24 protein-coding genes and 1 tRNA gene are annotated in these 25,010 nt (G+C 58.7%); 10 read left to right on the forward strand and 15 right to left on the reverse strand.

Annotated features, from left to right (window positions below; all coding sequences use genetic code 11):
* Positions 1-2 precede the first annotated feature (2 nt).
* The 4 genes from DSM14862_RS08435 to DSM14862_RS08450 form a co-directional block, all read right to left on the reverse strand.
* On the reverse strand, positions 3-668 hold the full coding sequence (locus tag DSM14862_RS08435; RefSeq protein ID WP_007119830.1) for an ankyrin repeat domain-containing protein: 666 nt from the start codon (positions 666-668) through the stop codon (positions 3-5).
* 56 nt (positions 669-724) lie between these two features.
* Positions 725-874: a heme-binding protein gene (locus DSM14862_RS08440; protein WP_007119831.1), complete on the reverse strand. Its 150-nt coding sequence runs from the start codon at positions 872-874 to the stop codon at positions 725-727.
* Positions 875-876: 2 nt separating this feature from the next.
* The gene (locus tag DSM14862_RS08445; RefSeq protein WP_007119832.1) at positions 877-1,632 is read right to left on the reverse strand and encodes a globin domain-containing protein; all 756 of its coding nucleotides are present in this window, start codon (positions 1,630-1,632) and stop codon (positions 877-879) included.
* A gap of 105 nt (positions 1,633-1,737) precedes the next feature.
* Positions 1,738-2,673 (reverse strand): pirin family protein, encoded by a 936-nt coding sequence (locus DSM14862_RS08450; RefSeq protein WP_007119833.1) that lies wholly within the window; start codon positions 2,671-2,673, stop codon positions 1,738-1,740.
* A gap of 187 nt (positions 2,674-2,860) precedes the next feature.
* Here DSM14862_RS08450 and DSM14862_RS08455 point away from each other — a divergent pair, with 187 nt between their 5' ends.
* From DSM14862_RS08455 to DSM14862_RS08465, 3 genes are all read left to right on the forward strand, one after another.
* Entirely contained in the window at positions 2,861-4,402 is a 1,542-nt protein-coding gene (locus DSM14862_RS08455; RefSeq protein WP_007119834.1) for a VOC family protein, read from the forward strand.
* A gap of 84 nt (positions 4,403-4,486) precedes the next feature.
* The gene (locus tag DSM14862_RS08460; RefSeq protein ID WP_007119835.1) at positions 4,487-4,807 is read left to right on the forward strand and encodes a GNAT family N-acetyltransferase; all 321 of its coding nucleotides are present in this window, start codon (positions 4,487-4,489) and stop codon (positions 4,805-4,807) included.
* Positions 4,808-4,837: 30 nt separating this feature from the next.
* Positions 4,838-5,746 (forward strand): LysR family transcriptional regulator, encoded by a 909-nt coding sequence (locus DSM14862_RS08465; RefSeq protein WP_007119836.1) that lies wholly within the window; start codon positions 4,838-4,840, stop codon positions 5,744-5,746.
* 367 nt (positions 5,747-6,113) lie between these two features.
* Here the strand turns inward: DSM14862_RS08465 and DSM14862_RS08470 are convergent, their stop codons facing one another.
* Positions 6,114-6,626 (reverse strand): TetR/AcrR family transcriptional regulator, encoded by a 513-nt coding sequence (locus DSM14862_RS08470; RefSeq protein ID WP_243254224.1) that lies wholly within the window; start codon positions 6,624-6,626, stop codon positions 6,114-6,116.
* An 82-nt stretch (positions 6,627-6,708) separates the two neighbouring features.
* On the opposite strand from DSM14862_RS08470, the gene DSM14862_RS08475 reads away from it, so the two are divergent.
* Positions 6,709-7,779, forward strand: coding sequence for an alcohol dehydrogenase family protein (locus DSM14862_RS08475; RefSeq protein ID WP_040701185.1), 1,071 nt, complete (start codon positions 6,709-6,711; stop codon positions 7,777-7,779).
* A gap of 23 nt (positions 7,780-7,802) precedes the next feature.
* Here DSM14862_RS08475 and DSM14862_RS08480 read toward each other — a convergent pair whose 3' ends face one another.
* The 10 genes from DSM14862_RS08480 to pdxH form a co-directional block, all read right to left on the reverse strand.
* The gene (locus DSM14862_RS08480; RefSeq protein WP_007119839.1) at positions 7,803-8,246 is read right to left on the reverse strand and encodes an ACT domain-containing protein; all 444 of its coding nucleotides are present in this window, start codon (positions 8,244-8,246) and stop codon (positions 7,803-7,805) included.
* Positions 8,247-8,285: 39 nt separating this feature from the next.
* Positions 8,286-8,669, reverse strand: coding sequence for a nuclear transport factor 2 family protein (locus DSM14862_RS08485; protein ID WP_007119840.1), 384 nt, complete (start codon positions 8,667-8,669; stop codon positions 8,286-8,288).
* Positions 8,662-8,928 carry a hypothetical protein gene (locus DSM14862_RS08490; protein WP_007119841.1) on the reverse strand — a complete coding sequence of 89 codons (267 nt, stop codon included), beginning with the start codon at positions 8,926-8,928 and terminating at the stop codon, positions 8,662-8,664. The genes DSM14862_RS08485 and DSM14862_RS08490 overlap by 8 nt, the downstream gene beginning before the upstream one ends.
* A gap of 131 nt (positions 8,929-9,059) precedes the next feature.
* Complete coding sequence (locus DSM14862_RS08495; protein ID WP_007119842.1) at positions 9,060-10,682, reverse strand: GMC family oxidoreductase; 1,623 nt, start codon at positions 10,680-10,682, stop codon at positions 9,060-9,062.
* A 48-nt stretch (positions 10,683-10,730) separates the two neighbouring features.
* Positions 10,731-10,976 (reverse strand): sorbitol dehydrogenase family protein, encoded by a 246-nt coding sequence (locus DSM14862_RS08500; protein WP_243254225.1) that lies wholly within the window; start codon positions 10,974-10,976, stop codon positions 10,731-10,733.
* Between the two features lie 567 nt (positions 10,977-11,543).
* Complete coding sequence (locus DSM14862_RS08505) at positions 11,544-15,197, reverse strand: vitamin B12-dependent ribonucleotide reductase (protein ID WP_007119844.1); 3,654 nt, start codon at positions 15,195-15,197, stop codon at positions 11,544-11,546.
* A gap of 698 nt (positions 15,198-15,895) precedes the next feature.
* Positions 15,896-15,972: transfer RNA gene (locus tag DSM14862_RS08510), tRNA-Pro, on the reverse strand.
* A gap of 77 nt (positions 15,973-16,049) precedes the next feature.
* Positions 16,050-16,547 carry a DUF192 domain-containing protein gene (locus tag DSM14862_RS08515; RefSeq protein WP_050770386.1) on the reverse strand — a complete coding sequence of 166 codons (498 nt, stop codon included), beginning with the start codon at positions 16,545-16,547 and terminating at the stop codon, positions 16,050-16,052.
* A complete protein-coding gene (locus DSM14862_RS08520) occupies positions 16,523-17,059 on the reverse strand; it encodes a cold shock domain-containing protein (protein WP_083804564.1) in 537 nt (178 codons plus the stop codon). The genes DSM14862_RS08515 and DSM14862_RS08520 overlap by 25 nt, the downstream gene beginning before the upstream one ends.
* 28 nt (positions 17,060-17,087) lie before the next feature.
* Positions 17,088-17,693, reverse strand: coding sequence for a pyridoxamine 5'-phosphate oxidase (pdxH, locus tag DSM14862_RS08525; protein ID WP_007119847.1), 606 nt, complete (start codon positions 17,691-17,693; stop codon positions 17,088-17,090).
* A gap of 237 nt (positions 17,694-17,930) precedes the next feature.
* Here pdxH and fabI point away from each other — a divergent pair, with 237 nt between their 5' ends.
* The 6 genes from fabI to DSM14862_RS08555 are packed head-to-tail and all read left to right on the forward strand — an operon-like array spanning position 17,931 to position 24,999.
* On the forward strand, positions 17,931-18,737 hold the full coding sequence (gene fabI, locus DSM14862_RS08530; RefSeq protein ID WP_007119848.1) for an enoyl-ACP reductase FabI: 807 nt from the start codon (positions 17,931-17,933) through the stop codon (positions 18,735-18,737).
* Between the two features lie 57 nt (positions 18,738-18,794).
* On the forward strand, positions 18,795-19,328 hold the full coding sequence (gene gpt, locus DSM14862_RS08535; protein ID WP_007119849.1) for a xanthine phosphoribosyltransferase: 534 nt from the start codon (positions 18,795-18,797) through the stop codon (positions 19,326-19,328).
* A gap of 47 nt (positions 19,329-19,375) precedes the next feature.
* The gene (locus DSM14862_RS08540) at positions 19,376-20,557 is read left to right on the forward strand and encodes an aminotransferase (protein WP_007119850.1); all 1,182 of its coding nucleotides are present in this window, start codon (positions 19,376-19,378) and stop codon (positions 20,555-20,557) included.
* A 30-nt stretch (positions 20,558-20,587) separates the two neighbouring features.
* Positions 20,588-22,432, forward strand: coding sequence for a peptidyl-prolyl cis-trans isomerase (locus DSM14862_RS08545; protein ID WP_007119851.1), 1,845 nt, complete (start codon positions 20,588-20,590; stop codon positions 22,430-22,432).
* Between the two features lie 12 nt (positions 22,433-22,444).
* Entirely contained in the window at positions 22,445-23,956 is a 1,512-nt protein-coding gene (trpE, locus tag DSM14862_RS08550) for an anthranilate synthase component I (protein WP_007119852.1), read from the forward strand.
* A 2-nt stretch (positions 23,957-23,958) separates the two neighbouring features.
* Positions 23,959-24,999, forward strand: a complete 1,041-nt coding sequence (locus DSM14862_RS08555) for a succinylglutamate desuccinylase/aspartoacylase family protein (RefSeq protein ID WP_007119853.1) — start codon at positions 23,959-23,961, stop codon at positions 24,997-24,999.
* The last annotated feature ends 11 nt before the right edge of the window (positions 25,000-25,010 follow it).

Raw genomic sequence — 25,010 nt, forward strand, 5'->3', positions numbered from 1 at the left:
GGTTATTTAAGAAGCATAACCATCTCTTCGTAACCACGCGCCTGTGCATGTTGAAGCGGGGTGACCCCGTCGCGATCGGGGATGGACTTATCGGCCCCTGCCTTGACGAGAATTTCCACTGTCTTGATGTGATCATGCCCGCCATCCCCCAGAACCACCGCCTCAATCAGGGCTGTCCATTCAAGGTTATTGACGTGATCGAGCGGCGCGCCCCCAGCGACGAGGCGGGCAACGACCTCGTGGTGGCCAAGATGCGCCGCAGCGATCAAAGCGGTGCCGTCGTAAACGCTGGTGACGAGATCCGGCTTGTTGCCCAATTCCATGGCAAGAGACACCAGCTCGGGGTCATTCGCCACTGCCGCGATCGTCAATACATCGTAGGCGCGGTTTTCGAGGGCATTCATGTCTGCGCCGCCTGTCGCAAGCGCCGTAAGAGCGTCGTCATGCGAGGCAAAAGCAGCGATATGCGCTGGCGTACGCCCAGAGCGATCCCGCATGTTCGGATCCTCTCCTGCTGCGATCAAGCTTTCGATTTCTGCCACCCGCCCTTCGTGGGCCGCGAGATGCAAGCCGCGGTACGACGCAATGTCGGAGGCGGACGGAGCGGTTTGTGCAAAAGCTGCGGCACTCAGTGACAGTGCGGCCGCGATGATCAAAGAACGAAGCATAGGGGTCCCCTTTTGTTGCAGTGACCTGCCTCATCAAAAGGCGGGTCATGTTTGCTCTATTCGGCAGCGATGGCGTCAGATGGTGCGCCGCCGACACCGATGCCGCCAACCAATGCACCGCCAATCTCGATCGGCAGACCGCCCGCTTGAATGACCAGACGGCTGTCAATGTCGCGCAGGCCGCCGTTTTCAGGGTTCAGGTCCATGATCAGATCATAAGAGCCTTTGCCACCAGCGACTGCTTGTCGGCATAATCTGACGCTTCAATGCCACGTTCTTTCAACGCAAGACGAATTTCGCCCTCGGTAAGGGAAGCGATGGCCTTTTCCGACATCTTCATGAAATCGATCCTATGCTTGAACGGCGGGTTTGTGTCACCGAAGAAGCTGCGGTTCTCGAATCCGAAGTCGTCTGCATACTTCGACATGAAGTGGCCGAGGAACGTGTTAACGCTGACCCTGACGCGCGGATCGTCAGTCAGCTCGTCCGTACTGTCTTCAAGTGTGTCCAGCATCAGTTCTGACCAACGCCCCGCTCCCTTGTCGTTCATCAATTGCATCGCGTTGTGGGTGTGGTGAAAGCTCAGACGGTATTCGGCACCGTGGTAATACGGGCCCCCGCCCATAACGTCGATCCACATGGCCGCCTGTGTGTTGACGTGATGACCAAGCGGTCCAACCCGCTCGAAAACCGATGTGAACCAGTTCTCATCCCTGAAAACGCGCTCATAGAAGTTTTCCACGATACTGACGATAGGGTCCACGCCAAGAACGGAAAAGAGCTGCCAGAACTGAATCGGCTTTGAGCGGCCTTCAGGCGCAGTCAACGACACGATGTCGGGAATGCGATACGCGTTCTTCGGCAACACGCCCTTGGTTATGGCCGACGCAATGTAGTCACGCTGCGTCTTCTCGGTCATATAGCCAAGCCGTGTCGGATGTCCCAACTGCATTGTATCTTTCATGGCGTCCTCCTTTCAGGACCGGTGACGCGATAGCGGTCACAAGCGCGCAGTCGCACGGTGTTCAAAGTCAGTTTCAGCCAGTTTGTTGGCCGCGGTAGACGGATATCAGTCGGGAAGCGGAATGAATTCATCCCGGTCATCGGCAGGCAGGTCGAACAAACCCTCGCCCCAGCGGTTCGCACGCCACTCTTCTTTCGCGGCCTCGATCTTCTCCTTGCTGGAGGCCACAAAATTCCACCACATATGACGCGGCCCGTTTAACGTGGCCCCGCCAAGCGCCATCAATCTGGCACCCTGCGCCCCCGCCGAGACAGTGATTTTGTCGCCCGGACGGAACACCATCATTTGCCCGGCCTCGAATTCCTGCCCGGCGATGCTGACGGATCCTTGGGTGAGATAAAGGCCACGATCCTCGTGGTCATCGGGCAGCGGGAAACGCGCGCCTGCCTCTAGCGTGACGTCCAGATAAAACGTTTCGGAGAACATCGTCGCGGGTGCGCTTTCGCCGTAGGCCGTTCCAAGGATTAGCTTGGCGTTGATGCCCTCGGCTTCGATTTCGGGGATCGCCTCCTTGCCGTGGTGTTCAAAGATCGGATCCATATCCTCATTTTCTTCCGGCAGGGCCATCCAGGTTTGGATCCCGTAAAGAGAATGCGGCCCGCTGCGGCCCTCGTCCGACGTGCGCTCGGAATGGGTCACGCCCTTGCCGGCCACCATCCAGTTGAGCGCGCCGGGGCGGATGATCTGATCGGTGCCGATGCTGTCGCGGTGGTGAAAATCACCCTGATACAGGTATGTGACGGTGCCCAATCCGATATGGGGATGGGGGCGCACATCAATCCCCTGCCCGGTAAGGAACTCGGCTGGTCCCGCCTGATCGAAAAAGATGAACGGACCGACCATTTGGCGTTTGGGTGCAGGTAGTGCACGCTTGACCTCGAAACCACCCAGATCGCGTGCGCGGGGAATAATTAGCGTTTCAATCGCGTCTACCCCGATTTCATCAGGGCAACCGGGGGTCAGTGCGGGGTTCCAGCTCATTGTATTCTCCTGTCTGTTGGGATCAAATATGGGATACTACCATGTCGCTTATAACCCACCATGCGTTCTGCATGGCAGAACGCGGTGTTCATGGCGGTGGCCTACGGTCTTATGCGCGTTCACCCTATCTATGTCTTACGGTCGGCCAACTTTGGATATCGGCCTCCTATCAATCGAGGGCTTTGCAATGACCACCGGAATTCACCACGTGACAGGCATCACGGCCAATGTTCAGGCGAACGTAGATTTCTACGCGGGCTTTCTTGGCTTGCGATTGGTGAAACGCACAGGCGGCTACGAAGATGCTGAGCAATTGCACCTGTTCTACGGCGACGCCGCTGGGTCACCCGGTTCGCTTGTCAGTTTTTTGGTTTGGGAAAATGGCGGGCGGGGACGTGTCGGTCATGGTCAGGTTGCCGAGATCGGCTTTGCCGTGCCCACCGCCAGTATTGGTGACTGGATCACCCGCGCGATGGATGCGCGTGTGCAGGTCGAAGGACCAAAGCGCGAGTTTGGTGAAACGGTGCTTCGCCTGAAAGACCCCGACAATCTGACGATCAAGCTGGTCGGCTCCGACCGTCCGGCTGTCGCTCCGCTGCACGATCCGATTGCGCCGACGCGGCTTCATAGCGTGGCGGTCCTATCTGAAAAGCCAATCGAGACTGCAGAATTTCTAACCCGCTTCGGGTATCAGGACGGGCCTGCCGAAGGCGCGGTCCAGCGGATGATCTCGGACAATGATGTGATCGACGTGCGCGATGCTGCGGGGTTCGTGCCCAGCGTCCCCGGTGCGGGTATCCTCGATCACGTCGCGTTTCGCGCGCCTGATGCGGACGTGCTGCGCCAGATGCGGCTGAACCTGAAAGAGATCGACGGCATCACCAACGTCCATGATCGCAAGTATTTCCTGTCGCTTTATGTGCGCGAGCCTGCTGGGACGTTGATCGAATACGCCACCGACGCACCCGGCGTTACAGTTGACGAACCGCTGGTTCAACTGGGGCAGACATTGTTCGTGCCTGAGCGGGATGCGGACCGGGCGCACGACCTGAAAGTGATGCTTCCACAGTTCGCTCTGCCGGGCGAGGAAAAGTTTCCCGTGCGTGATCTACCCTTTATCCACCGCTTTCATCGACCCGAAGACCCAGACGGCAGCACCATCATCTTGCTTCATGGCACAGGCGGCGACGAATCCGACCTGATGCCGCTGGCGCACCGCATCAATCCGCGTTCCACCCTGCTGGGCGTGCGCGGACGTTCGACCGAAGAAGGCATCAACCGCTGGTTTCGCAGGTTCGATGCAGTGACCTATGATCAGGGTGACATTCGCGCGGAGGCCAAGGCTTTCGTCGCGTTCATCGACGGCGCGGTATCGGGCTACGGACTAGATGTCGATCGCTTGAGCTTCCTTGGCTATTCCAACGGCGCGAACCTTTTGGGCGCGGTCATGCAATTGCATTTCGGCGTGGTTCGTCAGGCGGTGCTGCTGCGGTCGGTTCAGGCTCTGGAGGAACCGGAAGAAGGCGATGCTACCGACACGCGGGTGCTGATGCTTAACGGCGCTGATGACCCGTTCGGACAAATGGCCCCCGCCCTGGAACAGGCGCTGCGCGCAAACGGCGCAAGATTGGAAAGTCGAACTCTCGCTGCTGGGCATGAGCTAACATCCGAAGACGTTGAAATAGCACAGGGTTGGTTGAGAAATACCCCTGCGTTCGCTTCTGACTGACACGGCATTCGCCAACCATCGGCTATGACCCACCTGCCAGTTGGCTATCCTTGCTGGATACGCCGATTGAGACAGGAGTCCTGCATGACCGATTTGACCATTGAAAAGGAAGACCGTGTGGGCCGCCATGGACGCTACGTCGCCCGCATCCAAGGCATCGACGCCGAAGGCGAGATCACATTCACCCATCGCGGGCCGAAAACCATCAGCGCCGATCATACCGGCGTTCCCGATGACATGGCCGGTCACGGGGTGGCGAGGGCATTGCTCGATTTCATGCTCGCCGATGCCCGCGAAAGCGCTTTCCGCATCATTCCGATCTGTCCGTATGTGCGCAAACAATATGCCCGCCACCCGGAATGGGCCGATCTGTTCACGACCGCACCGGGCGAAGACCCCTATTGAGAACACTAGTGAGGCTGTTAATGTCAGGGCATGAAATACACGTTGGATGAGATCGAGACCTTTCTGGCCGTGATGGAGTTGGGAACGATTACAGCGGTTGCCGCGCGGCTGAACCTCTCCAAATCCGTCATCAGCAAGCGCATTTCCGATCTAGAAACCACGCTTGGTGCCGCGCTGTTTCGCCGGAATGCCGGACGCATCTCACCAACCGAAGCAGCACAAAGACTTGATGATCGGCTTCGCCCGGCCTTGGCTGAACTTACCGCCGCAGCAGAAAGTGCCGCCTGGGGCGGTGCAGGGGATGATGTTTTGCGCGGAACGCTTTCAATAGCGGCCCCGATGAGTTTCGGAACGCTGCATCTATCGCCCATCATCGCGCGCTTCGCCGCGCAACATCCCAAGCTGGAAATGCGTATCGACTACGATGACCGGGCGCGGGATTTGTTCCGGGATGGATTTGATCTGGCCGTTCGTATCGGTAACTTGCGTGACACTGCTCTGATGCAGCGTAAGCTTTGCGAGGATGAAACCATTCCGTGTGCCAGTCCCGCCTATCTAGACCGATATGGCCGACCTGAAACACTCGATCACCTGGGCGATCATCAGGTCATCGGCTATCAGCATATGTCTAACGCGCAGCTCTGGACTTTCGACAACTCCACGCCGCCTGCCCTTCACAGCCGCCTTACCTTGAACAATGGCGAAGCGATGCGGGACATGGCGATTGAAGGCCTGGGGGTCGCCATTTTGCCTGCCTTCTTAGCAATGGCCCCAATAAGGAAGGGTAAGCTGGAACGTATTTTGCCCAACGCCCAAACGCGCAACCTGCCCATTGTGGCAGTCTGGCCGCCGGTATCACCCATGCCACAAAAATTGCGTCAGTTTATCGACTATCTAATTGCGGAACTGGAGCATGGCAAACCCTGGACTGCTGTCTGAGGAGCGCGCCACAGGCCCAGCCATCGCCTTGGTGCTGTCTGATTTGTACTAATACCAACAGGCATGCGGGACGAGCCGCGCTTCCAAAACACTCCGGGACTGCCCGGTCCGACTGAGGGCTGGGATAAGGCGTGGGTTTATCTTGTTTTTGCAGGTGTTGGAAATCGCCTTGGCAGCTTCATGAAAAGTCCCTTGGGTGTACCTTGCAACCGAGTGTGGATGCAGCGCAGAGCTGCTTCGCAGATTTGATAACTGACGTGCGATTGAACGGCCGTTCGGTTTTCCTCGCCCCTGTTGAATGTAAGGCAAAGACCGTGCCTCCATGATTATCAAGGGCGGTAACCCATAAGATCTGTCATCGCGTCCATCACTTTCTCTGTGACCGCAGCGGTTGACTCAGCTGCTTGGCCGCTTCGACCGCGGCCTCGCCGCGCAAAGGCCATGTCTGCGTGAGGCCCTCGATGATCAACAAAAGCGCGGTGTCAGAACCACCCAGCCCGGTTGCTGCTGCGGCCCGAGAAGCGACTTCGGCCTTATGGCGTTCAAGAAGTGCGCGGAGCGGCTGACTGCCGGGATCAGCGGCCACAGCTGCATGAAAGAGGCAGCCGTGTGATGTCTCGGTTTCCATCCACATACCGATACGCGACAGGATCGTGTCGAGCGCCTGTTCAGGCCCTCTGGGTAGGGCGTCGAAGACACGGGTGAGATAGCGTTGGTGTCGGTTTTCCAGCGCAGCCAGCACCATTTCTGCCCGAGACGGCGTATATTTATAAAGCGTGCGCAGGCTGACCCCGGCGGCATCACGCAGGTCCTCGACGCTGGGTTCAGCGAAGCCACGACTGGCAAACGCACGTTCAAGCCCCTCGGATATCTTGCTCATCATATCACTCATACTTGACGATGTAGAATGATCTCTCTACCTACGCAAGTAGAGCAATCATTCTACACCGGAGCAATACTAAATGCCACTTCCCGAAACCATGAAAGCTGTAGTCCTCACTGGCCATGGAGGGTTGGACAAACTCGAATGGCGGGAGGATATGCCGGTTCCGCGTCCGGACGCTGGAGAGGTATTGATCCGTGTGGGCGCGTCGGCGGTGAACAACACCGACGTTAACACTCGAACGGGCTGGTATTCTAAAGCCGTGCGCGGCGATACCGGGTCGGCCGCCACGGAGGGATATGCAGGTGCTTCTGATGCCGATGGCGCTTGGTCCGGTGCGCTCAGCTTTCCGCGCATTCAGGGCGCGGATTGCTGCGGGAAGATCGGTGCGGTCGGCGATGGGATCGACACTGCTCGGATTGGCCAGCGCGTGCTGGTGCGGCCTATGCACCGCCCTACCGGCGCGGAGCCAGATGGGCTTGTGACCTTCGGGTCGGAGCGCGACGGCGGTTTTGCCGAATACACGACAGTGGACGACGAACATGCAGTGCGGATCGACAGTCCGCTCACCGACATCGAACTCGCGTCATTTCCTTGTGCGTTCTCCACCGCTGAAGGCATGATCCAGCGGGCCGGACTGGGCGCGGAGCGCGTGTTGATCACGGGAGCGTCGGGCGGCGTTGGTTCAGCCGCCGTGCAACTCGCAAAGCGGCGCGGTGCGCATGTCACGGCGTCCACCAGCCCGGCGAAGATGGATGCGCTGAAAACGCTCGGCGCGGATGCGGTGATGGACCGCAGCGATGCCTATGCGAAGGACGCCTTCGACGTCGTGCTCGACCTCGTAGGTGGGCCGCGCTGGCCCGAACTGCTTGATGCGTTGGTCCCTCGGGGGCGCTATGTGACATCGGGCGCTATTGCCGGGCCGATTGTCGAACTTGATTTGCGAACACTCTATCTCAAAGACCTGACTCTGATCGGCAGCACCCGGCAGGATCCGCGCGTCTTCACGGACTTGGTCAGCTACATTGAAGCGGGCGAAATCCACCCGGTGGTCGCTGAAACCTATGGATTACGCGATCTGCGCGCGGCGCAAGAGGCATTTCTGGAAAAGTCGCACATGGGTAAAATCGGAGTAACCATCGCAGGGTAACGGCAACAAGCGATGCAGTGGCGTCAATTGGCCCGAGATTGAAGTCGAGCCAAAACGTCCATTGCCTTCGCAGCCTTGTCCGTCGGAACAAATACGTGATCATGGTGATAAGCGGCGACCATGTTGCAAGGAATGCCCGCCTCTCCAAGCGCGGTTGACACCGCGGCCGTAAGCCCGACGCCTTCCAGTGACGAATACACGTTCAGGGTTATGCACCGCATCGAGTGGGCGGCATCCAGGCCGGCTGCTTCGGCCACTTCGACAGGAACGATCAGCGAGATCCCTTCTTCTTCCCTGAACGTCGAAATAGCTTGGGGCGAGAGTTCCTCAATGAGTGCGGGATCAGCAGCCGTGATGAACCCAAAAGCGCCCTGTGTAAGCTTGGGCGTCATACCTGCAATCATATCGCGGGCCGTTCTCACAACTTCCGGCATATTTCTCTCCTCCACCAAAATTTGCCAAAGCATAGCCCTACGGCCTCACCAAAAAGAAGCCGAATTTGCCGCTTAGAACATGCCATTGTCATGGGCACTGGTCTTTGGAAGCTCTTGAAGCACGTCCCAATGCTCCACGATTTTGCCCGCGTCATCCAGCCGGAAGATGTCGATCCCCGCATATTCCAATCCATCTGGCCAGATTTGATGACAATGCAAAATGACGTGACGACCCTCGGCAAAAGCGCGTTTCACTTCGACCCGCTTGTCCGGATATTCGGCGGCCATACGCTCGAAATATTCAATGAACCCCTGACGTCCGTTGGCCACATGCGGATTGTGCTGGATGTATTCCTCGCCCGCGTATCGCTCAATTGCCTCACGCGGGCGGCTTTCATTAAACATCATCTCGTAGAAGGCAATCACGTCGCGTTTCATGATTTCCAGATCAGTCATGACCGTTCTCCTTTAACCTTACTGAGATGATGTCCTCTATCGCCGTGACGATCTCCGCAACTTTGGCCGCGTTCGCTGCCTCTTGATGCGGCGGCGCGAACTGACCTGCGTCATTGTCGTAATAGCGCCCCGAGGCGGCGGCAAAGTCATCGGACAGTGCTGCGCGGCGCAGGATGTCGGCGCCGATGGAGAGATCGTTGCCTGCGATGCCAAAGCCTTCCTTGACCATTTTCGAGGCCAGCAGAGAGCCGGGGTTCACCGCGATTAGGGCTGGCCCATCCGGATTGGCGCGAGCCAGCTCTTGCGACTAAAACAGAACCAAGAATCTTCCGAGTTAAGACGCTAATTGGCTTTGCAACCGAGGCATCCCGAATTCCCGTTTTCGCTTTCTCACCCCTCTTTCGCAGTCTCTGCGATAACGTCCACCGCACGCAATGACAGCGCAGCAATCGTCAAGCTGGGGTTGGCGGTGGCCGAGGTTGGAAACGCGCCTGAACCCAGCAAAAACAGATTGCTATGCTCAAAACTGCGCAGGTCAGGGTCCACGACCGATGTTTTCGCGTCCATCCCCATGCGCAGTGTGCCGATCACATGCCCTGCCCCTTGGATGTCAGGCGAATGGTTAATCTGTGTAGCACCAAGGGCGGCAAACACTTCATCATGGGCTTCCTGCGCCGCGTCCAGACCCGCGCGGGTGTAGTCGTCATAGTCGAAATGAATGCGTGGCAAGGGCATTCCGTTGGCGTCTGTTTTGTCGGGGTCTAAGGTTACCCGGTTCTCGGCATTGGGTGATTGCTCGACCAACGAGGCCAAACGAATATGCCGCGAGGTCTCATCCTTGATTGCCGCGTCCAATTCCTCACCACGCAGGCCGTCCTGAGCATGCCGGGCCGCTGTTGAGATCGGCGCGCCGGTCGGCCATCCGTGGCCGTCGTTGCCGATCTCAATGCGAAAGGCGGCGCGATCTTTGCGGAACTCTCCGTCGCGCAGGTTTTCGATGCCGGAGGTCGAGAGCGGGCCCCGATAAGGCCAGACCGGCTCTGGCGCCATCGCCCAGCTGAGTTTGGTGGGGTGATCCATCAAGTTACGCCCAACTTGATCAGAGCCATTTGCAATCCCGTTTTTCGCGCCCTCCTGCGCCGAGTTCAGCAGCAGACGGGGAGATTCAATCGCGTGCGCCGCGACGACGATCACCTTCCCGCTGGCCGTGCCGGTGCTGCCGTCCGCACGGCGAAAATCGACAGAGGCGATCTTTCCGTCTTCGCCAAGGTTCAACCGTGTCGCCGTGGTTTGATCATGCACCACGGCACCCGCTTCTTCAGCCTGACGCACGTGAACTGTCGCATCATATTTTGCTTGGATCGGGCAAATAGGAATACAGGAGGCGTTACCGCAGCATTCAGGGCGGTCCGCGTGGAACATCGAGTTACGGCCCTGCGGTGTTGCGCTGACCTTATATTTTGAACCCTCAAGGGATTTGACAAATTGCTTGTCCAGATAGGTCATCGGGATCATCGGCATTGGGAAATCACCAGAACGGGGCGAACCAAGGTCTTCGGAACTGTCCCCCGCCACGCCAATCTCTTGTTCTGCCGCAAGGTAGAATGGCTCAAGCGTATCATAGTCAATCGGCCAGTCTACCGCGTGGCCATAAAGCGACTTCAGTTTGAAATCAGCAGGCACGTTCCGAAGCGTGGTGCCGAGCCAATGCCACGTCGTCCCCCCAACCAACTTTATATAGGTCGATTTGAACGTCTCCGGACCCATCTGCTGGTAGTAGTCGTTAATTCGATGGGACACAGGATGCGGCGCCGTCTCATCATTGGGATAGGCCGATTCAGGCACTTTAATTTTGGCCTTCCAGAAGGTCTCGACCGCTTCAAAACGATCAATCCGCTTGCCAGTTTCTAGAAAAGCGACTTTCAGCCCCTTTTGCGCCAGTTTAGCCCCGGCAATCGCGCCGGCGACTCCCGTACCGATGATGAGAATGTCTGCGGTGATGTCGGATGCCATAGGGAAAATCCTTTGGTCGGTAATTTCAGAATAAGACGGAAAGGGTTATTAGCTTTCTGGTGGGTCCGCCCAATACCCCATCGGGCCGCCGCAATAGGCCATGGGTTTGGTGTAATCCATCGCCTGCCACATAAGTGCGTCGGTATATGTCAGGACCTCCAGATCGTCCGGGTCCGGCGACACGCCAGAATACCACGCAGCTGCAATCTCATTCGAAAGCGCCTGATCCTCCGCACCCTCTGCAAGAGCCGTGAGATCATCTTTGCGGTCAATGTCAGCGAAGGCTTTAAGCATCTTCGCAGCAACGTCTTCGAAGAGGTCTTCCTTGCGAAGTGTCTTTTGAGACAGCGCTAAAAACCCTTCTACGTCCAAATTTTCTGCAAAGGCTCGGGTCGGTATCTGCGTGAGGGAAAGCAATGAGACTGCGGAAACGGCCGATAGCAATCCCCTCCTAGAAATAGTCCCCGGCTGAGAGTTTCTGTTAGCCATATGCTTCACCTCCTGAAAAACTTGACGCCTCGTAATGCAAAGGAGATCAACGCGCGGCACTTACCCTTGGTTCCAGCGATGGGCTGGACTGAAACCTAAGCGAACTCATTTTGGGGTCGAAGTCGGTTCGTTCTGCGCAGAAAGGCGGTTCGTTCTCCGCAGAAACGTTACACAGATAAGTGTTTCGCGTGTTCCCTCCGAGCTACAGTTGGCCGGTAGCGGCTGAGCTGCTGTTACCGACTGTGGGTCCGTTTGACGCCGCTCCTGCGAACCGGCATTTCAAAACGGTACAAAGTTCAAAAATGTGTTGCCGAATAACGTAGGATCGGAATGCCGGAACTCGCTTTCACGCCTGCCAGACAGATTGACATATCAAGAACACCCGTTCGTGGAACCGCAGGTGTTGCATTTCATGCAAGTGCCGTTGCGCACCAGTGTGTAGTTGCCGCATTCGCCGCAGGCCTCGCCTTCATAGCCTTGCATTTTGGCCTTGGTCCGCGCGTCGAAGCCAACTGCGCGGGGCGCGTCTGAGGCCGGGTCTTTCACCGCCACGGCTAATGCACTGGCGCTGCCGGTCTCCGCTAAGGGTCGCATACCATGGCTTGCATTGATGTTTTGCCCCCCTTGTAAAACCACCAATTCCTGCGGCAGACGGTTGCGCAAATAGCCGGAGGAACTGATCTGTTTCAGCACCTCCAAAGATTTATTTGCCGCACCTTCGCTTAGCTCGCTCACGTTGGCCAAGTTCTCTTCCTCGCCACGACCCAAGTCGTCGAAGGTGGCCCCCTCGGGCTTTACATGCGCCAGATCGGTTCGGTCGAGGTAGGACACGGCCAACTCGCGGAACACATAATCAAGGATCGAGGTCGCCTGTTTGATGCTGTCGTTGCCCTGCACCATGCCTGCGGGCTCGAACTTGGTGAAGGTGAAAGCGTCGACAAACTCTTCAAGCGGCACGCCGTATTGGAGACCCACGGAGACTGCGATGGCGAAGTTGTTCATCATTGCGCGGAAACCCGCACCTTCCTTGTGCATGTCGATGAAGATCTCGCCCAGCTTGCCGTCTTCGTATTCGCCAGTGCGCAGATAGACTTTGTGCCCGCCCACATTCGCCTTTTGGGTATAGCCCTTGCGGCGCTGCGGCATCTTCTCGCGGTGCGACTTGATGATCTCTTTGATGATCACCTTTTCAACGATCTTCTCGGCCAGTACGGCAGCCTTTTCGTGGGGCGTTCCGCTTTCCAGCGTCTCGGCGGCGTCTTCGTCGTCTTCGACAAGAGCAGCGGCCAGCGGCTGGCTCAGTTTTGAGCCGTCACGGTAAAGCGCGTTGGCTTTGATGCCTAAGGACCAGCTAAGCTCATATGCCTTCTGGCAGTCTTCGATGGTCGCGTCATTCGGCATGTTGATCGTCTTAGAGATCGCCCCCGAAATAAAGCTTTGCGCCGCCGCCATCATGTAGATGTGGCTATTGACCGACAGGTAGCGCTTGCCCTTTTTGCCACAGGGATTGGCGCAATCGAAGATACCGTAGTGCTCTTCTTTCAGATGCGGCGCACCTTCCAGCGTCATAGTACCGCAAACGTGGTCGTTGGCGGCTTCAATGTCTGCCTTAGAGAATCCCAAAGAACGGAGCAGATCGAAGGTGGGATCGTTCAGCTTTTCTGTTGGAATGCCCAGAACTTGCGTGCAGAAGGCTTCGCCCAAGGTCCACTGATTAAAGACGAAACGGATGTCGAAGGCCTGCTTTAGTGCGGCATCAACCTTCGCCAACTCGTTTGCGCCAAAGCCGTGGCCTGCCAATGTTGTATGGTTAATGCTCGGCGCGTTGCCGATGGTGCCGTGGCCCACCGCATAGCCGACGATCTCTTCGATCTGGGCAGAGCCGTAGCCGAGTTTTTCAAGCGCGGCAGGCACCGATTGGTTGATGATCTTAAAATAGCCACCGCCCGCGAGCTTTTTGAATTTCACCAAGGCGAAGTCCGGCTCGATCCCTGTGGTGTCGCAATCCATCACCAGACCGATGGTGCCGGTGGGCGCGATAACCGAGGTCTGCGCATTGCGATACCCATGCGTCTCGCCCAATTTCAGTGCCTCGTCCCAGCAGGATTTGGCCACGTCTACCAACCCGTCCTGTGGGCAATTGGCGTGATCCAGCGGCACCGGCTTGACCGAAAGCTGCTCGTACCCCTCCGCTTCGCCATAGGCCGCTTGACGGTGATTGCGGATGACACGCAGCATATGCGCGGCGTTTTTAGAGTAGCCCGGGAAGGCCCCCAACTCACCCGCCATCTCGGCAGAGGTTGCATAGGCCACCCCGGTCATGATCGCGGTGAGCGCGCCGCCAAGGGCGCGCCCCTCGTCGCTGTCATAGGAATAGCCCATGTTCATCAGCAGACCGCCGATGTTCGCATAGCCAAGGCCCAGCGTGCGGAAGTCATATGACCGCTGCGCGATTTCCTTCGAAGGAAACTGCGCCATCATCACGCTGATCTCTAGGGTCACGGTCCAAAGGCGCGAAGCGTGCATGTAGTCTTCGACCTGAAACTCGCCGTCCTTGAGGAAGGTCAACAAGTTCATAGACGCCAAGTTACAGGCCGTATCGTCGAGGAACATGTATTCTGAGCATGGGTTCGAGCCGCGGATCGCGCCATCTTCGGGGCATGTGTGCCAGTCGTTGACGGTGTCGTGGTACTGGATCCCTGGATCGGCACAGGCCCAGGCGGCGTGGCCGACCTGATCCCAGAGGTCGCGGGCCCGGATCGTCTTGGTAACCCGGTTTTCGGTGCGGCTGATCAGTTCCCAATCGGCGTCTTTTTCGACGGCGGTGAGGAAAGCGTTGGTCACCCGGATTGAGTTGTTCGAGTTTTGGCCGGAGACCGAGTTATAAGCTTCCGAATCCCAGTCGGTGTCATAGGTCGGGAATTCGATAGAGGTGTGGCCCTGCTTGGCATAGTCCAACACGCGCTTGACGTAAGTCTCAGGGATCGTGACCTTTTTGGCTTCGCGTATCGCCTGCTTCAACTGATCGTTCTTGGCCGGGTCATAGGCATCTTCTGCCTTGCCGTCCCATGCTTTGATCGCGTCAAACAGCAGGTTCAGTTTCTGCTCGTGCATCTTGGAGCCTGCCACGATTGATGCGACCTTTTGCTCCTCGAGCACCTTCCAGTTGATGAAGTCCTGAATATCGGGGTGGTCGGCATCGACGATCACCATTTTGGCGGCGCGGCGGGTGGTGCCGCCGGATTTGATGGCGCCTGCGGCGCGGTCCCCAATCTTGAGGAACCCCATCAAACCCGACGACTTGCCGCCGCCCGACAGCTTCTCGCCCTCTCCGCGGAGCGATGAAAAGTTAGTGCCTGTGCCTGAGCCGTATTTGAACAGTCGCGCTTCGCGCACCCAGAGGTCCATGATGCCACCGTCGCCCACCAGATCATCCGCGACGGACTGGATAAAGCAAGCATGTGGCTGCGGATGCTCATAGGAGGACTTGGAGCGCGTCAGTTTCCCGGTTTTGTAGTCGACATAGTAGTGCCCCTGCGCCGGACCATCGATGCCGTAGGCCCAGTGCAGGCCAGTGTTGAACCACTGTGGGCTATTGGGTGCGGCACGCTGACTGGCCAGCATATGGCGCATTTCGTCGTAATAGGCTTTGGCGTCTTCCTCGGTGGTAAAATAGCCGCCCTTCCAGCCCCAATAGGCCCACGCGCCCGCCAAACGGTCGAACACTTGCTTGGAAGAGAACTCTCCGCCCAGGGTTGCGTCTTCGGTTGGAACCGAGCGCCACAGGAATTCCGGCACCCCCTTTTCTTTCACGCGGCGGGTCTCGCTCGGGACGCCGGCCTTGCGGAAGTATTTTTGCGCGATCACGTCGCTTGCGACTTGGCTCCAGGATTTGGGCACTTCGACATTGTCGAGCTTGAACACCACCGAACCGTCAGGATTGCGGATCTCCGACACCGTGGTGACAAAGTCCAAATCCGCGTAGGCGTCCTGCCCGGCTTTAGTGAAATTACGTTCAATTTTCATTGTCGAGGCCTCATATCCAGCATTTGAAATCGCAAGCCGATCCGCCCCCCGGCAAACCGCCTCATCCCCTTTTTCCGGGCAGCAGGAACAGGTCCTCCGTCTGCCGCATGCAAAATAGCAAGCGGCCCCAAATTTCCCGGAAGGTTGGTTCTTATACCCTGTCCCACTGCCAAAGCGCCTGCCTGCGCTTACCACAACATCTTGTGGCGCTTTTATTGACTTACACAAACTGGCGTAGATGGGACTAATCGGTCAACGGTTTTTTTACGAATTATTCTCACACTGTCGGTTGACCGAAGCCTGTCTGTTTGCGCGCAGTAAACCTTTGGCGATTCAGCCCCAGGATATCCCCAGAGATACCCGCAGGCCCGCGCCGGAGCTGACTTTCAAATAATCTTTTGCGGCGGCAGGGTTAGCAGGTGGGATTTATATATCGGATGAATTTTTCCACAGCGCGGCAAGCCGCAAAGGTCGCTTAGCCATCAGTGGCCAGCCGTAGTCTGAAAAAAGTGACGTGAGCGACGAGCCTCGCGCCTTGTTCTGCGCGACCGAGGCAGAATCATCACGCTATGGGCAATGATTCCCGACACCTGCCAGAAATCAGGCAGGGAACACTATATCTTGTGCGGAAAGGAAAGTTCCCAACAATGGCGGCTTTGAGAGCGCTTATGCGCTTCAATCCCGACACTGAAAGAAAGTGGTCGGAGCGAGAGGATTCGAACCTCCGACCCCCTGTACCCAAAACAGGTGCGCTACCAGGCTGCGCCACGCTCCGACTGACGCTTCTTTAGCTATAAGCGGGACGATTGAAAAGCCCCGATTGGTGATAAAATTGCGAAATCTGTGAAGTCTTTAGCAGGGCCAAGCGGGAGCGTTCTCTGCAAAGGCCGGATGACGGATCTCACTGCCCTCTAAGATGCCCATACGTTTCGCCAAACCGCCGTTAATCTCCAACACCGACAAAAGATCATCGCCGCCGAGAATCGGTGTTTCGTCCAAAGGCTTTGCGGAATGGTGGATCGTCTGCACAACACCACGCTCGTCAATGAACAGCAGATCCAGCGGAATCAGCGTATTGCGCATCCAAAAGCTGAGCGGCTGTGGCGTATCATAAAGAAAGAGCATTCCCGCACTCAGCGGCAAAGAACGGCGATTCATCAGCCCCTGTGCACGTTCGGCTGGGTCATCTGCGATCTCGACAGAGAATCGCGCCTTGCCCCAATCGCCGCGCAGCGTCACCGTATCCGGGCGGCAGACCTCTGCCACCGCCGAACCGGCAAGCAGCAGGCCAGCAAGCGCCGCCCCCGCCACATGTCCCAACGCCCTCAGCCGTCTATCACCGTATCCCATGAACTTACCTCCGCCGCCAAATGACCCCGATCACCAACTATAACACGCATGGCAAGCGCTTCGCCCGGTTGCAAATCACAAAGTCCGGATTGGCGCAGCACATCTATATGTAGAAACACATCCTCTGCGCGGCCAAAGACATTTGCAAATCCGAATCCTTTGGCCTTGTCGAACCATTTCACGCGTGCCGGCTCGAACTCGGCAGCGGCAAGCTCCTCGGGATCAAATCCTTCGAAATCGACCACGGCGGTAGGCAATTCGTCGGGAGGCTCGATAAACAAAACTTCAACGGCTTGGGCGCCGCGGTCTGTTTGCTGCACGCGGATCGTTATGCGCGCCCCATCTGCGATCGAGCTTTGGCCGAAATTGCGCAAGACATTAACATGAAGCAAGACGTCTGACCCGCCCGCATCAGCCACGACAAAGCCGAACCCTTTAACCGGATCGAACCATTTCACCACGCCATCGAGGAGACCTTGGGTCTCTGCTGGTTTCGCTTCGTTTTCAGACATGTCTTTCATCGCTTCACAAGCCATACCGTCATGGATTTAGCCGGGTGACCGACCAAGGTGCCGCAACATCGGCCCGGCGCCATTGAAAGCGGTCGTGCAAACGGAACTCGCCATCGGCCCAAAATTCAATTTCTAATGGGGCGATGCGATACCCCCCCCAAAACGGCGGGCGCTTGGGGTTCACCCCATGCTGTGCGGTGACTTTCGCCACTTCGGCCATCAACGCGCCCCGCCCCGATAGAGGTTGCGACTGACGCGAGGCCCAAGCGCCCAGGCGGCTCTTAAGCGAGCGCGACGCGTAATAGGCATCAGCCTGCGGCCCGTCTTCGCGGGCAATCAGCCCTCGTACCCGCACCTGACGGCGCAGAGATTTCCAATGCATGACAAAGGCCGCCTTGCCCGCGCTATCCAACTCTTCGGCCTTTTGGCTCTCATAATTGGTGTAAAAAACAAAGGCATCCGCTTCGATCTCTTTCAGCAGCACCATCCGGGCGTTGGGCAGACCTTGCGAATCTACCGTGCTCAGCGCGATGGCATTGGGATCATTCGGCTCGCTCGCCTCCGCCTCAGTCAACCAGTGCTGTGCAATTGCAAAGGGATCATCCCCTGCAAAGATACCAGTCCGCGTCTCCATTCGGCATCCCCTTTTAGAGTGTTTGAGCCTTGAACTGGTCTTCGCCAGTTTCCGAGTTATTCGCTATGACATTTGTTAACGATCGGCAACTGAAAGGACAACCTCACCCAATTTCCGACAGTTAGGTGCCGACCTTGCGGCAAACCATGGGCGCAGATGCGCGCGTGCAGTCTTGATGGTGGCGCTGCAATCGCCTAGACCAAGACAACCAAAACGGAACATAGACAAGGCGGCGGAATGGGAAACGAATTGATGCGGGGCAAGCGCGGGCTCATCATGGGTCTTGCGAATGACAAATCCATCGCATGGGGCGTGGCCAAAGCGCTGGCCGATGCGGGGGCCGAGCTGGCCTTTTCCTACCAAGGTGATGCGCTGAAAAAGCGCGTGGGCCCGCTGGCCGAGCAATTGGGCAGCGACATCGTTCTGCCCTGCGACGTGGGCGACGAAGCCTCGATCGATGCGTTGTTTGATGGGCTGAAAGAACGCTGGAACGGGCTTGATTTCATCGTCCACGCCATTGGATTTTCCGACAAGGGTGAGCTGCGGGGCCGCTATGTCGACACCAGCCGTGGTAACTTCACCATGTCGATGGACATTTCGGTCTATTCCTTCACCGCTGTGATGCAGCGCGCGGAAAAGATGATGTCGCCCGGTGCCAGCGCCTTGACGCTGACCTACTACGGCGCCGAAAAAGTCATGCCGCATTATAATGTGATGGGTGTGGCCAAGGCCGCGCTTGAGGCTTCCGTGAAATACTTGGCCGAAGACCTTGGCAAAGACGGCATCCGTGTCAACGCGATCTCTGCCGGGCCGATCAAAACGCTGGCCGCCTCCGGCATCGGCGATTTCCGCTACATCATGAAGTGGAACGAGTACAACTCGCCCCTGCGCCGCAATGTCACTACCGAAGATGTTGGCAAGGCCGCCCTCTTCTTGCTGTCGGATCTGGGCAGCGGTACGACGGGTGAAAACCTGCATGTTGACGCGGGCTATCACGTTGTCGGCATGAAGGCGGTTGACGCGCCTGACATGTCCAAGGAATAACGCGCCCCAAACCACATTCCGCGCGGGTTCCCGCGCCAGCTGCTGCAAAGGAACATCATGAGCACCGAAAAGGACGCCTCGCGCCTGCCCCACGAAAAGGGATTTCACATTTCTTGGGATCAAATCCACCGCGACAGCCGCGCGCTGGCGTGGCGGCTCGATGGGCTTGGCCCGGACAAAGGCGCATGGCGCGCCGTTGTGGCGATCACCCGTGGCGGCATGGCCCCCGCGATGATCGTCGCGCGCGAGTTGGACATCCGTACGGTCGATACGATCTCGGTCATGTCCTACCATTCGGGCGGCGGCGCTGCTGACCAGCGCCGCGAGGCGAAGGTGCTCAAATCACCGGACAAAGAGATGATGGGCGATGGCACCGGCATCTTGATCGTTGATGATCTGGTCGACAGCGGCAAAACCATCGAACTGGTGCGCGAGCTTTACCCCAACGCCCATTTCGCCACCGTCTATGCCAAGCCCGAAGGCGAGCCGCAGGTTGATACTTTCATCACCGGCGTCAGCCAAGACACATGGATTTTCTTCCCATGGGACATGGCCCTGCAATACGTCGAACCCTACCGCGGCAAGGACTGAGGGAGCCTAGGCCACCTTCCCTGCCCCTTATCTAACCGGATACACCCATGTCGCTTCCGCGCACCGCCACCACATTCTTCCCTCCGGTGATGGAGGCGCGGCGCTGGCTGGATGGCGTGACATTCACCGCTGACCGACCGCTGATCAATGTGAGCCAAGCCGCCCCCGTCGATCCGCCCCCCGAAGGGCTGCGCCAGGCGATGGCCGATGTCACGCTGAACAATGATGAGGCGCATCTATATGGCCCGGTGCTGGGCCTGCCGGGATTGCGTGCGGAATTGGCACGGCAAACGGCTGAGAAATACGCAGGCGTGGTGACTGACGAACAGGTCTGCATCACCTCGGGCTGCAACCAAGCCTTCGCCGCCGCCATTGCCACGCTCTGTGGTGAAGGGGATGAGGTAATCATCCCGACGCCTTGGTACTTCAACCACAAGATGTGGCTCGACATGAGCGGCGTAACCGCGGTGCCCCTGCCGGTTGAGGCCGACATGCTGCCCGATCCAGCCCGCGCCGAAGCTTCGATCACACCCCGCACCCGCGCCATCGCGCTGGTCACGCCGAACAACCCCGGCGGCGTGGAGTATCCGGCAGCCCTCGTGCAGGACTTCTTCGATCTGGCCCGCCGCCACGGCATCGCGCTGATCCTTGATGAAACCTACCGCGACTTTCACAGCCGCCCCGGCCCGCCCCACGCACTGTTCAGTGACCCGGATTGGCACGACACGCTGATACACCTCTATTCGTTCTCCAAGGCCTACCGCCTGACCGGCCACCGCGTCGGCGCGTTGATCGCCAGCAAAGCGCGGCTGGCGGAGGTCGAAAAGTTTCTCGACACCGTGGCCATCTGCCCTGCGCAGATCGGCCAGCACGGCGCGCTTTGGGGGATGCAGAACCTAAGCGCGTGGCTGGCTGGCGAACGCGAAGAGATCCTCGCCCGCCGAGCGGCGATCTCGGCGCTGATGCCAAAGATCGAACCGCTGGGTTGGGAGCTCTTGGGCCTTGGCGGATACTTTGCCTACATGCGCCATCCGTTTGGCATGTCATCGGCAGATCTGGCGCCGCAACTGGTGCGTGACGCCGGGGTGCTCTGCCTGCCCGGCACGATGTTCCAGCCCAAGGGTGACGCGCGCGGTGAAAGCCAATTGCGGATTGCCTTTGCTAACCTCGACACTGCCGGTCTTGAGGTGCTTTTCGACAGGCTTGCAGCCCTGCCACGCAACGCATAGACAGGTCCGAAATTAACGAGGGACCGTGTCATGGCCAAAAAAGGCTTCAGCTTTTCGAAAACCGCCGTTTGGGTCCTGATGGGCCTGCTTATTTTGGGTCTGGGCGGCTTTGGCGCGATCAATCTCAGTGGCAATCTGCGCAGCATTGGCAGCGTGGGTGACAAGTCAATTTCGGTCGATCAATACGCCCGCCAGTTGCAGCAGGAAATCCGCGCCATTGAGGCGCAAACAGGCGAAAGCCTGTCGTTTGCCCGCGCGCAGGAAATGGGCCTCGACCGCGCCGTTTTGCAGCGCATTGTCCGCAACCGCGCACTGGACCACGAGGCAGCAGAGATGGGCATCTCCATCGGCGACGCCACCCTGCGTGATGAGATCGTCGCGATCTCGGCTTTCCAAGGCATCGATGGCAATTTTGACCGCGAAGGCTATCGTTTTGCGCTACAGCAAAGCGGCATGAGCGAAGCGGAATTTGAAACGTCGATCCGCGAAGAATCCGCCCGTGGACTGCTGCAGCGCGCGGTCTTAGGCGGCGTTTCCATGCCTGACACCTATGCACGCACCTTGGTGGATTATGTCGCCGAAGAGCGCAGCTTTACTTGGGCACGGCTGAGCGCGGATGACCTCGACACGCCCGTGGCCGAGCCCACCGAAGAAGAGCTTCAGGCCTACTACGACGCCAACGCTGATGATTTCATGCTGCCTGCCAGCAAAAGCATCACCTACGCATGGCTGCGCCCCGAAGACCTGCTGGACGAAGTCGAAGTGCCCGAAGAAGAATTGCGCGCCGAATATGACGCCCGCAGCAGTGAATATGATCAGCCTGAACGTCGCTTGGTCGAACGTCTGGTTTTTGCCAACCAAGAGGCCGCCGATCAAGCTGCTGCGGCATTGGAAGTCGATGGCACCACCTTTGAAGCTTTGGTCGAAGAGCGCGGGTTGGCTCTGGCCGACGTAGATATGGGCGATGTCGCAAAATCCGATCTTGATGGTGCAGGCGACGCGGTCTTTTCAGCCGAAAGCGGCGCGATCGTTGGCCCACTGCCCAGCTCGCTTGGCCCAGCCCTTTTCCGCGTGAACGCGATCCTGCCCGCGCAGAATGTACCGTTCGAAGAGGCCCGCGAGGTGCTCGAGGAAACCCTCGCGATTTCCCGCGCTACTCGTGCTGTGGAGGCCCGCGCCCAAGAGATTGACGATCGTCTTGCTGGGGGCGCCACGTTGGAAGACCTCGGCAAGGAAACCAAGATGAACCTCGGCACCATCGATTGGACCGAAGACAGCAGCGATGGCATCGCCGCCTATGGGGCCTTCCGTGAGGCCGCCGCCGGGCTTAGCGCGGATGCCTTCCCTCAGATCGACCAACTCGACGACGGCGGTATCTTTGCCATGCGCCTTGATGAGACCAAGCCAGAGCGGCCCAATCCCTTCGATGCCGCCCGCGCAGAGGTAGAAGCCGCTTGGCGCAACGCGCAGATCGTTGAAGCCCTGACAGCCAAGGCCGAAAACCTGACTGCCGATCTGGCCGACGGAGGTGACTTTGAAGCCGCAGGTCTTGAGCCGCAGCTTGGCGAAGGCATGACCCGCAGCTCCTATGTGGATGGCACGCCCGACACCTTCATGGATCAGGTCTTTGACCTCGACGAAGGCGGCGTGGCCGTGCTTCCCGCGGGCGATCATGTGGTGGTTCTGCGGGTTGATTCCGTAACGGCTGCAGGCGAGAACGATCAGACCCAAGCGCTGATGGACCGTCTGTCGCAGCAGCTGGATCAGGCGCTGGCCCAAGGTCTTTTCGATATCTACAGCAACGCAGTGATGCGCGATGCCGATCCCCAGATCGACCAGCGCGCGGTCAGTGCCGTGCATGTGAACTTTCCCTGATAGGCAGTTTTGATGGCCCTAACCCCGGATTTCGACACTTTCGCCCGCGCCTATGAAGCGGGCGAAAATCAGATCGTCTACACCCGACTTGCCGCCGATCTCGACACGCCTGTGTCATTGATGCTGAAACTCACCGGCGCGGCAGAGAACGCCTTTGTCTTGGAATCCGTCACCGGCGGCGACGTGCGCGGGCGCTATTCCATCATTGGTATGAAGCCTGATCTGATCTGGCGCTGCCGAGGGGAGACCGCAGCCCTTAACCGCGCGGCCCGCTATGATGCGGATGCCTTTGAGGACATGCCCGGCGCTCCGCTGGACCGCCTACGTGACATCATCGCAGAATCGCGGATCACCCTGCCCGATGATCTGCCCCAAGCTGCTGCGGGCCTCTTTGGCTATCTCGGCTATGACATGATCCGGCTGGTTGAACATCTGCCCAACGTGAACCCCGACCCTCTGGGCCTGCCTGATGCGGTGATGATGCGCCCGTCGGTGGTGGCCGTGCTGGATGGCGTGAAGGGCGAAGTCACCATCGTCTCCCCCGCTTGGGTTTCTGACGGCCAAACGGCCCGCGCTGCTTACGCCCAAGCTGCCGAGCGGGTGATGGACGCGGTGCGCGATCTGGAACGCGCCATGCCGCAAACCTCCCGCGATCTGGGTGACGCAGAAGACGCGCCGGAGCCGGTCAGCAATTTCACCCATGAGGGCTACAAAGCTGCCGTGGAAAAAGCGCGTGAATACATTGTCGCGGGCGATATCTTTCAGGTGGTGCCGAGCCAGCGTTGGGCTCAAGGCTTTACGCAGCCGCCCTTCGCGCTCTACCGCAGCCTGCGCCGCACCAACCCCTCGCCCTTCATGTTCTATTTCAACTTCGGCGGCTTCCATGTGGTCGGCGCGAGCCCTGAAATCCTTGTGCGGGTCTTCGGCAACGAAGTCACCATCCGCCCCATCGCCGGCACCCGCAAACGCGGTGCCACACCGGAGGAAGACCGCGCGCTAGAGGCCGATCTGCTGAGCGATCCCAAAGAACTGGCAGAACATCTCATGCTGCTTGATCTGGGCCGCAATGACGTAGGCCGGGTTGCCAAAATCGGCACCGTGCGCCCGACGGAAGAGTTCATTGTTGAGCGCTACAGCCACGTCATGCACATCGTCTCCAACGTGGTGGGCGAGCTGCGCGAAGGCTGCGACGCGCTCGACGCTTTCTTTGCCGGGATGCCCGCAGGCACCGTCTCAGGCGCGCCAAAGGTCCGCGCGATGGAGATCATCGACGAGTTGGAACCCGAGAAGCGCGGCGTCTATGGCGGCGGCGTGGGCTACTTCAGCGCGGGCGGCGACATGGACATGTGCATCGCCCTGCGCACTGCCGTCGTGAAGGACGAAACACTTTATATTCAAGCCGGTGGTGGCGTTGTCTATGACAGCGACCCAGAGGCTGAGTTCATGGAAACCGTTCACAAATCCGGTGCAATCCGCCGCGCGGCTGCCGACGCCGCGCGCTTTGGCGGCAAGGGAAACAACTGATCATGCCGAACCGTGCCCCCTTTCAGATCGCGGGGCATTCCGTCGCCCCCGGCAGTAGCCTTGCGGTTGACCTGCCCGTCTCGATCCTGCCGGATCATACGCCGGTGCATCTGTCGCTTGAGATCTTTCACGGCAAACGTCCGGGGCCGACGATGTTCGTCTCTGCCGCCGTGCATGGGGATGAGGTCATTGGCGTTGAGATCACCCGCCGCTTGCTGCGCGCGCCACAGCTTAGCGCTTTGCGTGGCACGCTGATCGTGGTGCCGGTGGTGAACTCTTTCGGTTTTCTCAACCGCTCACGCTACCTGCCCGACCGCCGCGATCTAAACCGCTGCTTCCCCGGCTCGCCTTCGGGCAGCCTCGGAGCACGATTGGCGCATATCTTCCTTCAAGAGGTGGTGCTGCGCTGTGATTTCGGTGTTGATCTGCATTCAGCGGCGATCCACCGCACGAACCTGCCGCAGGTACGAGTCTCGCCCGCTGACAAGGTGACCCAGCAGATGGCGATGGATTTCGGCGCGCCGGTGGTGCTGACCTCGCCGCTGCGGGATGGTTCTTTGCGCGCGGTCGCGGCAAAACAAGGCACGCCGATCCTGCTTTATGAGGCGGGCGAAGGGCTGCGCTTTGACGAAATGGCCGTCCGTGCGGGGCTTGCGGGGATCCTACGGGTCATGCGCGGCCAAGACATGCTGCCCGCCAAGGGCATCGCCCGCGCCCGCAGCGCGCCCTATATCTGCACCGCGTCCCACTGGCTGCGCGCCCCTGCGGGCGGGCTTTTGCGCACCTTCCGCGCTGAGGGAGAGACCGTGGCCGAAGGCGAACTGCTCGCCATCGTGTCAGACCCGTTTGGCAAAGAAGAGGCCGAGCTATTGGCCGATGCGCCGGGCATCCTGATTGGGCGCGCAATGTTGCCGGTGGTGAACGAAGGCGATGCGGTTTTTCACCTCGCCAAGCTTGGCCCCCGTGCGGCAGAGGCAACCGTTGGCGATCTGGCCAGCCAGTTGGAAGAAGACCCGCTGTTTGACGAAGACGAGATTATCTAACCCTGCGCGAG

The organism is Sulfitobacter indolifex (genome assembly GCF_022788655.1).
Taxonomy (GTDB): domain Bacteria; phylum Pseudomonadota; class Alphaproteobacteria; order Rhodobacterales; family Rhodobacteraceae; genus Sulfitobacter; species Sulfitobacter indolifex.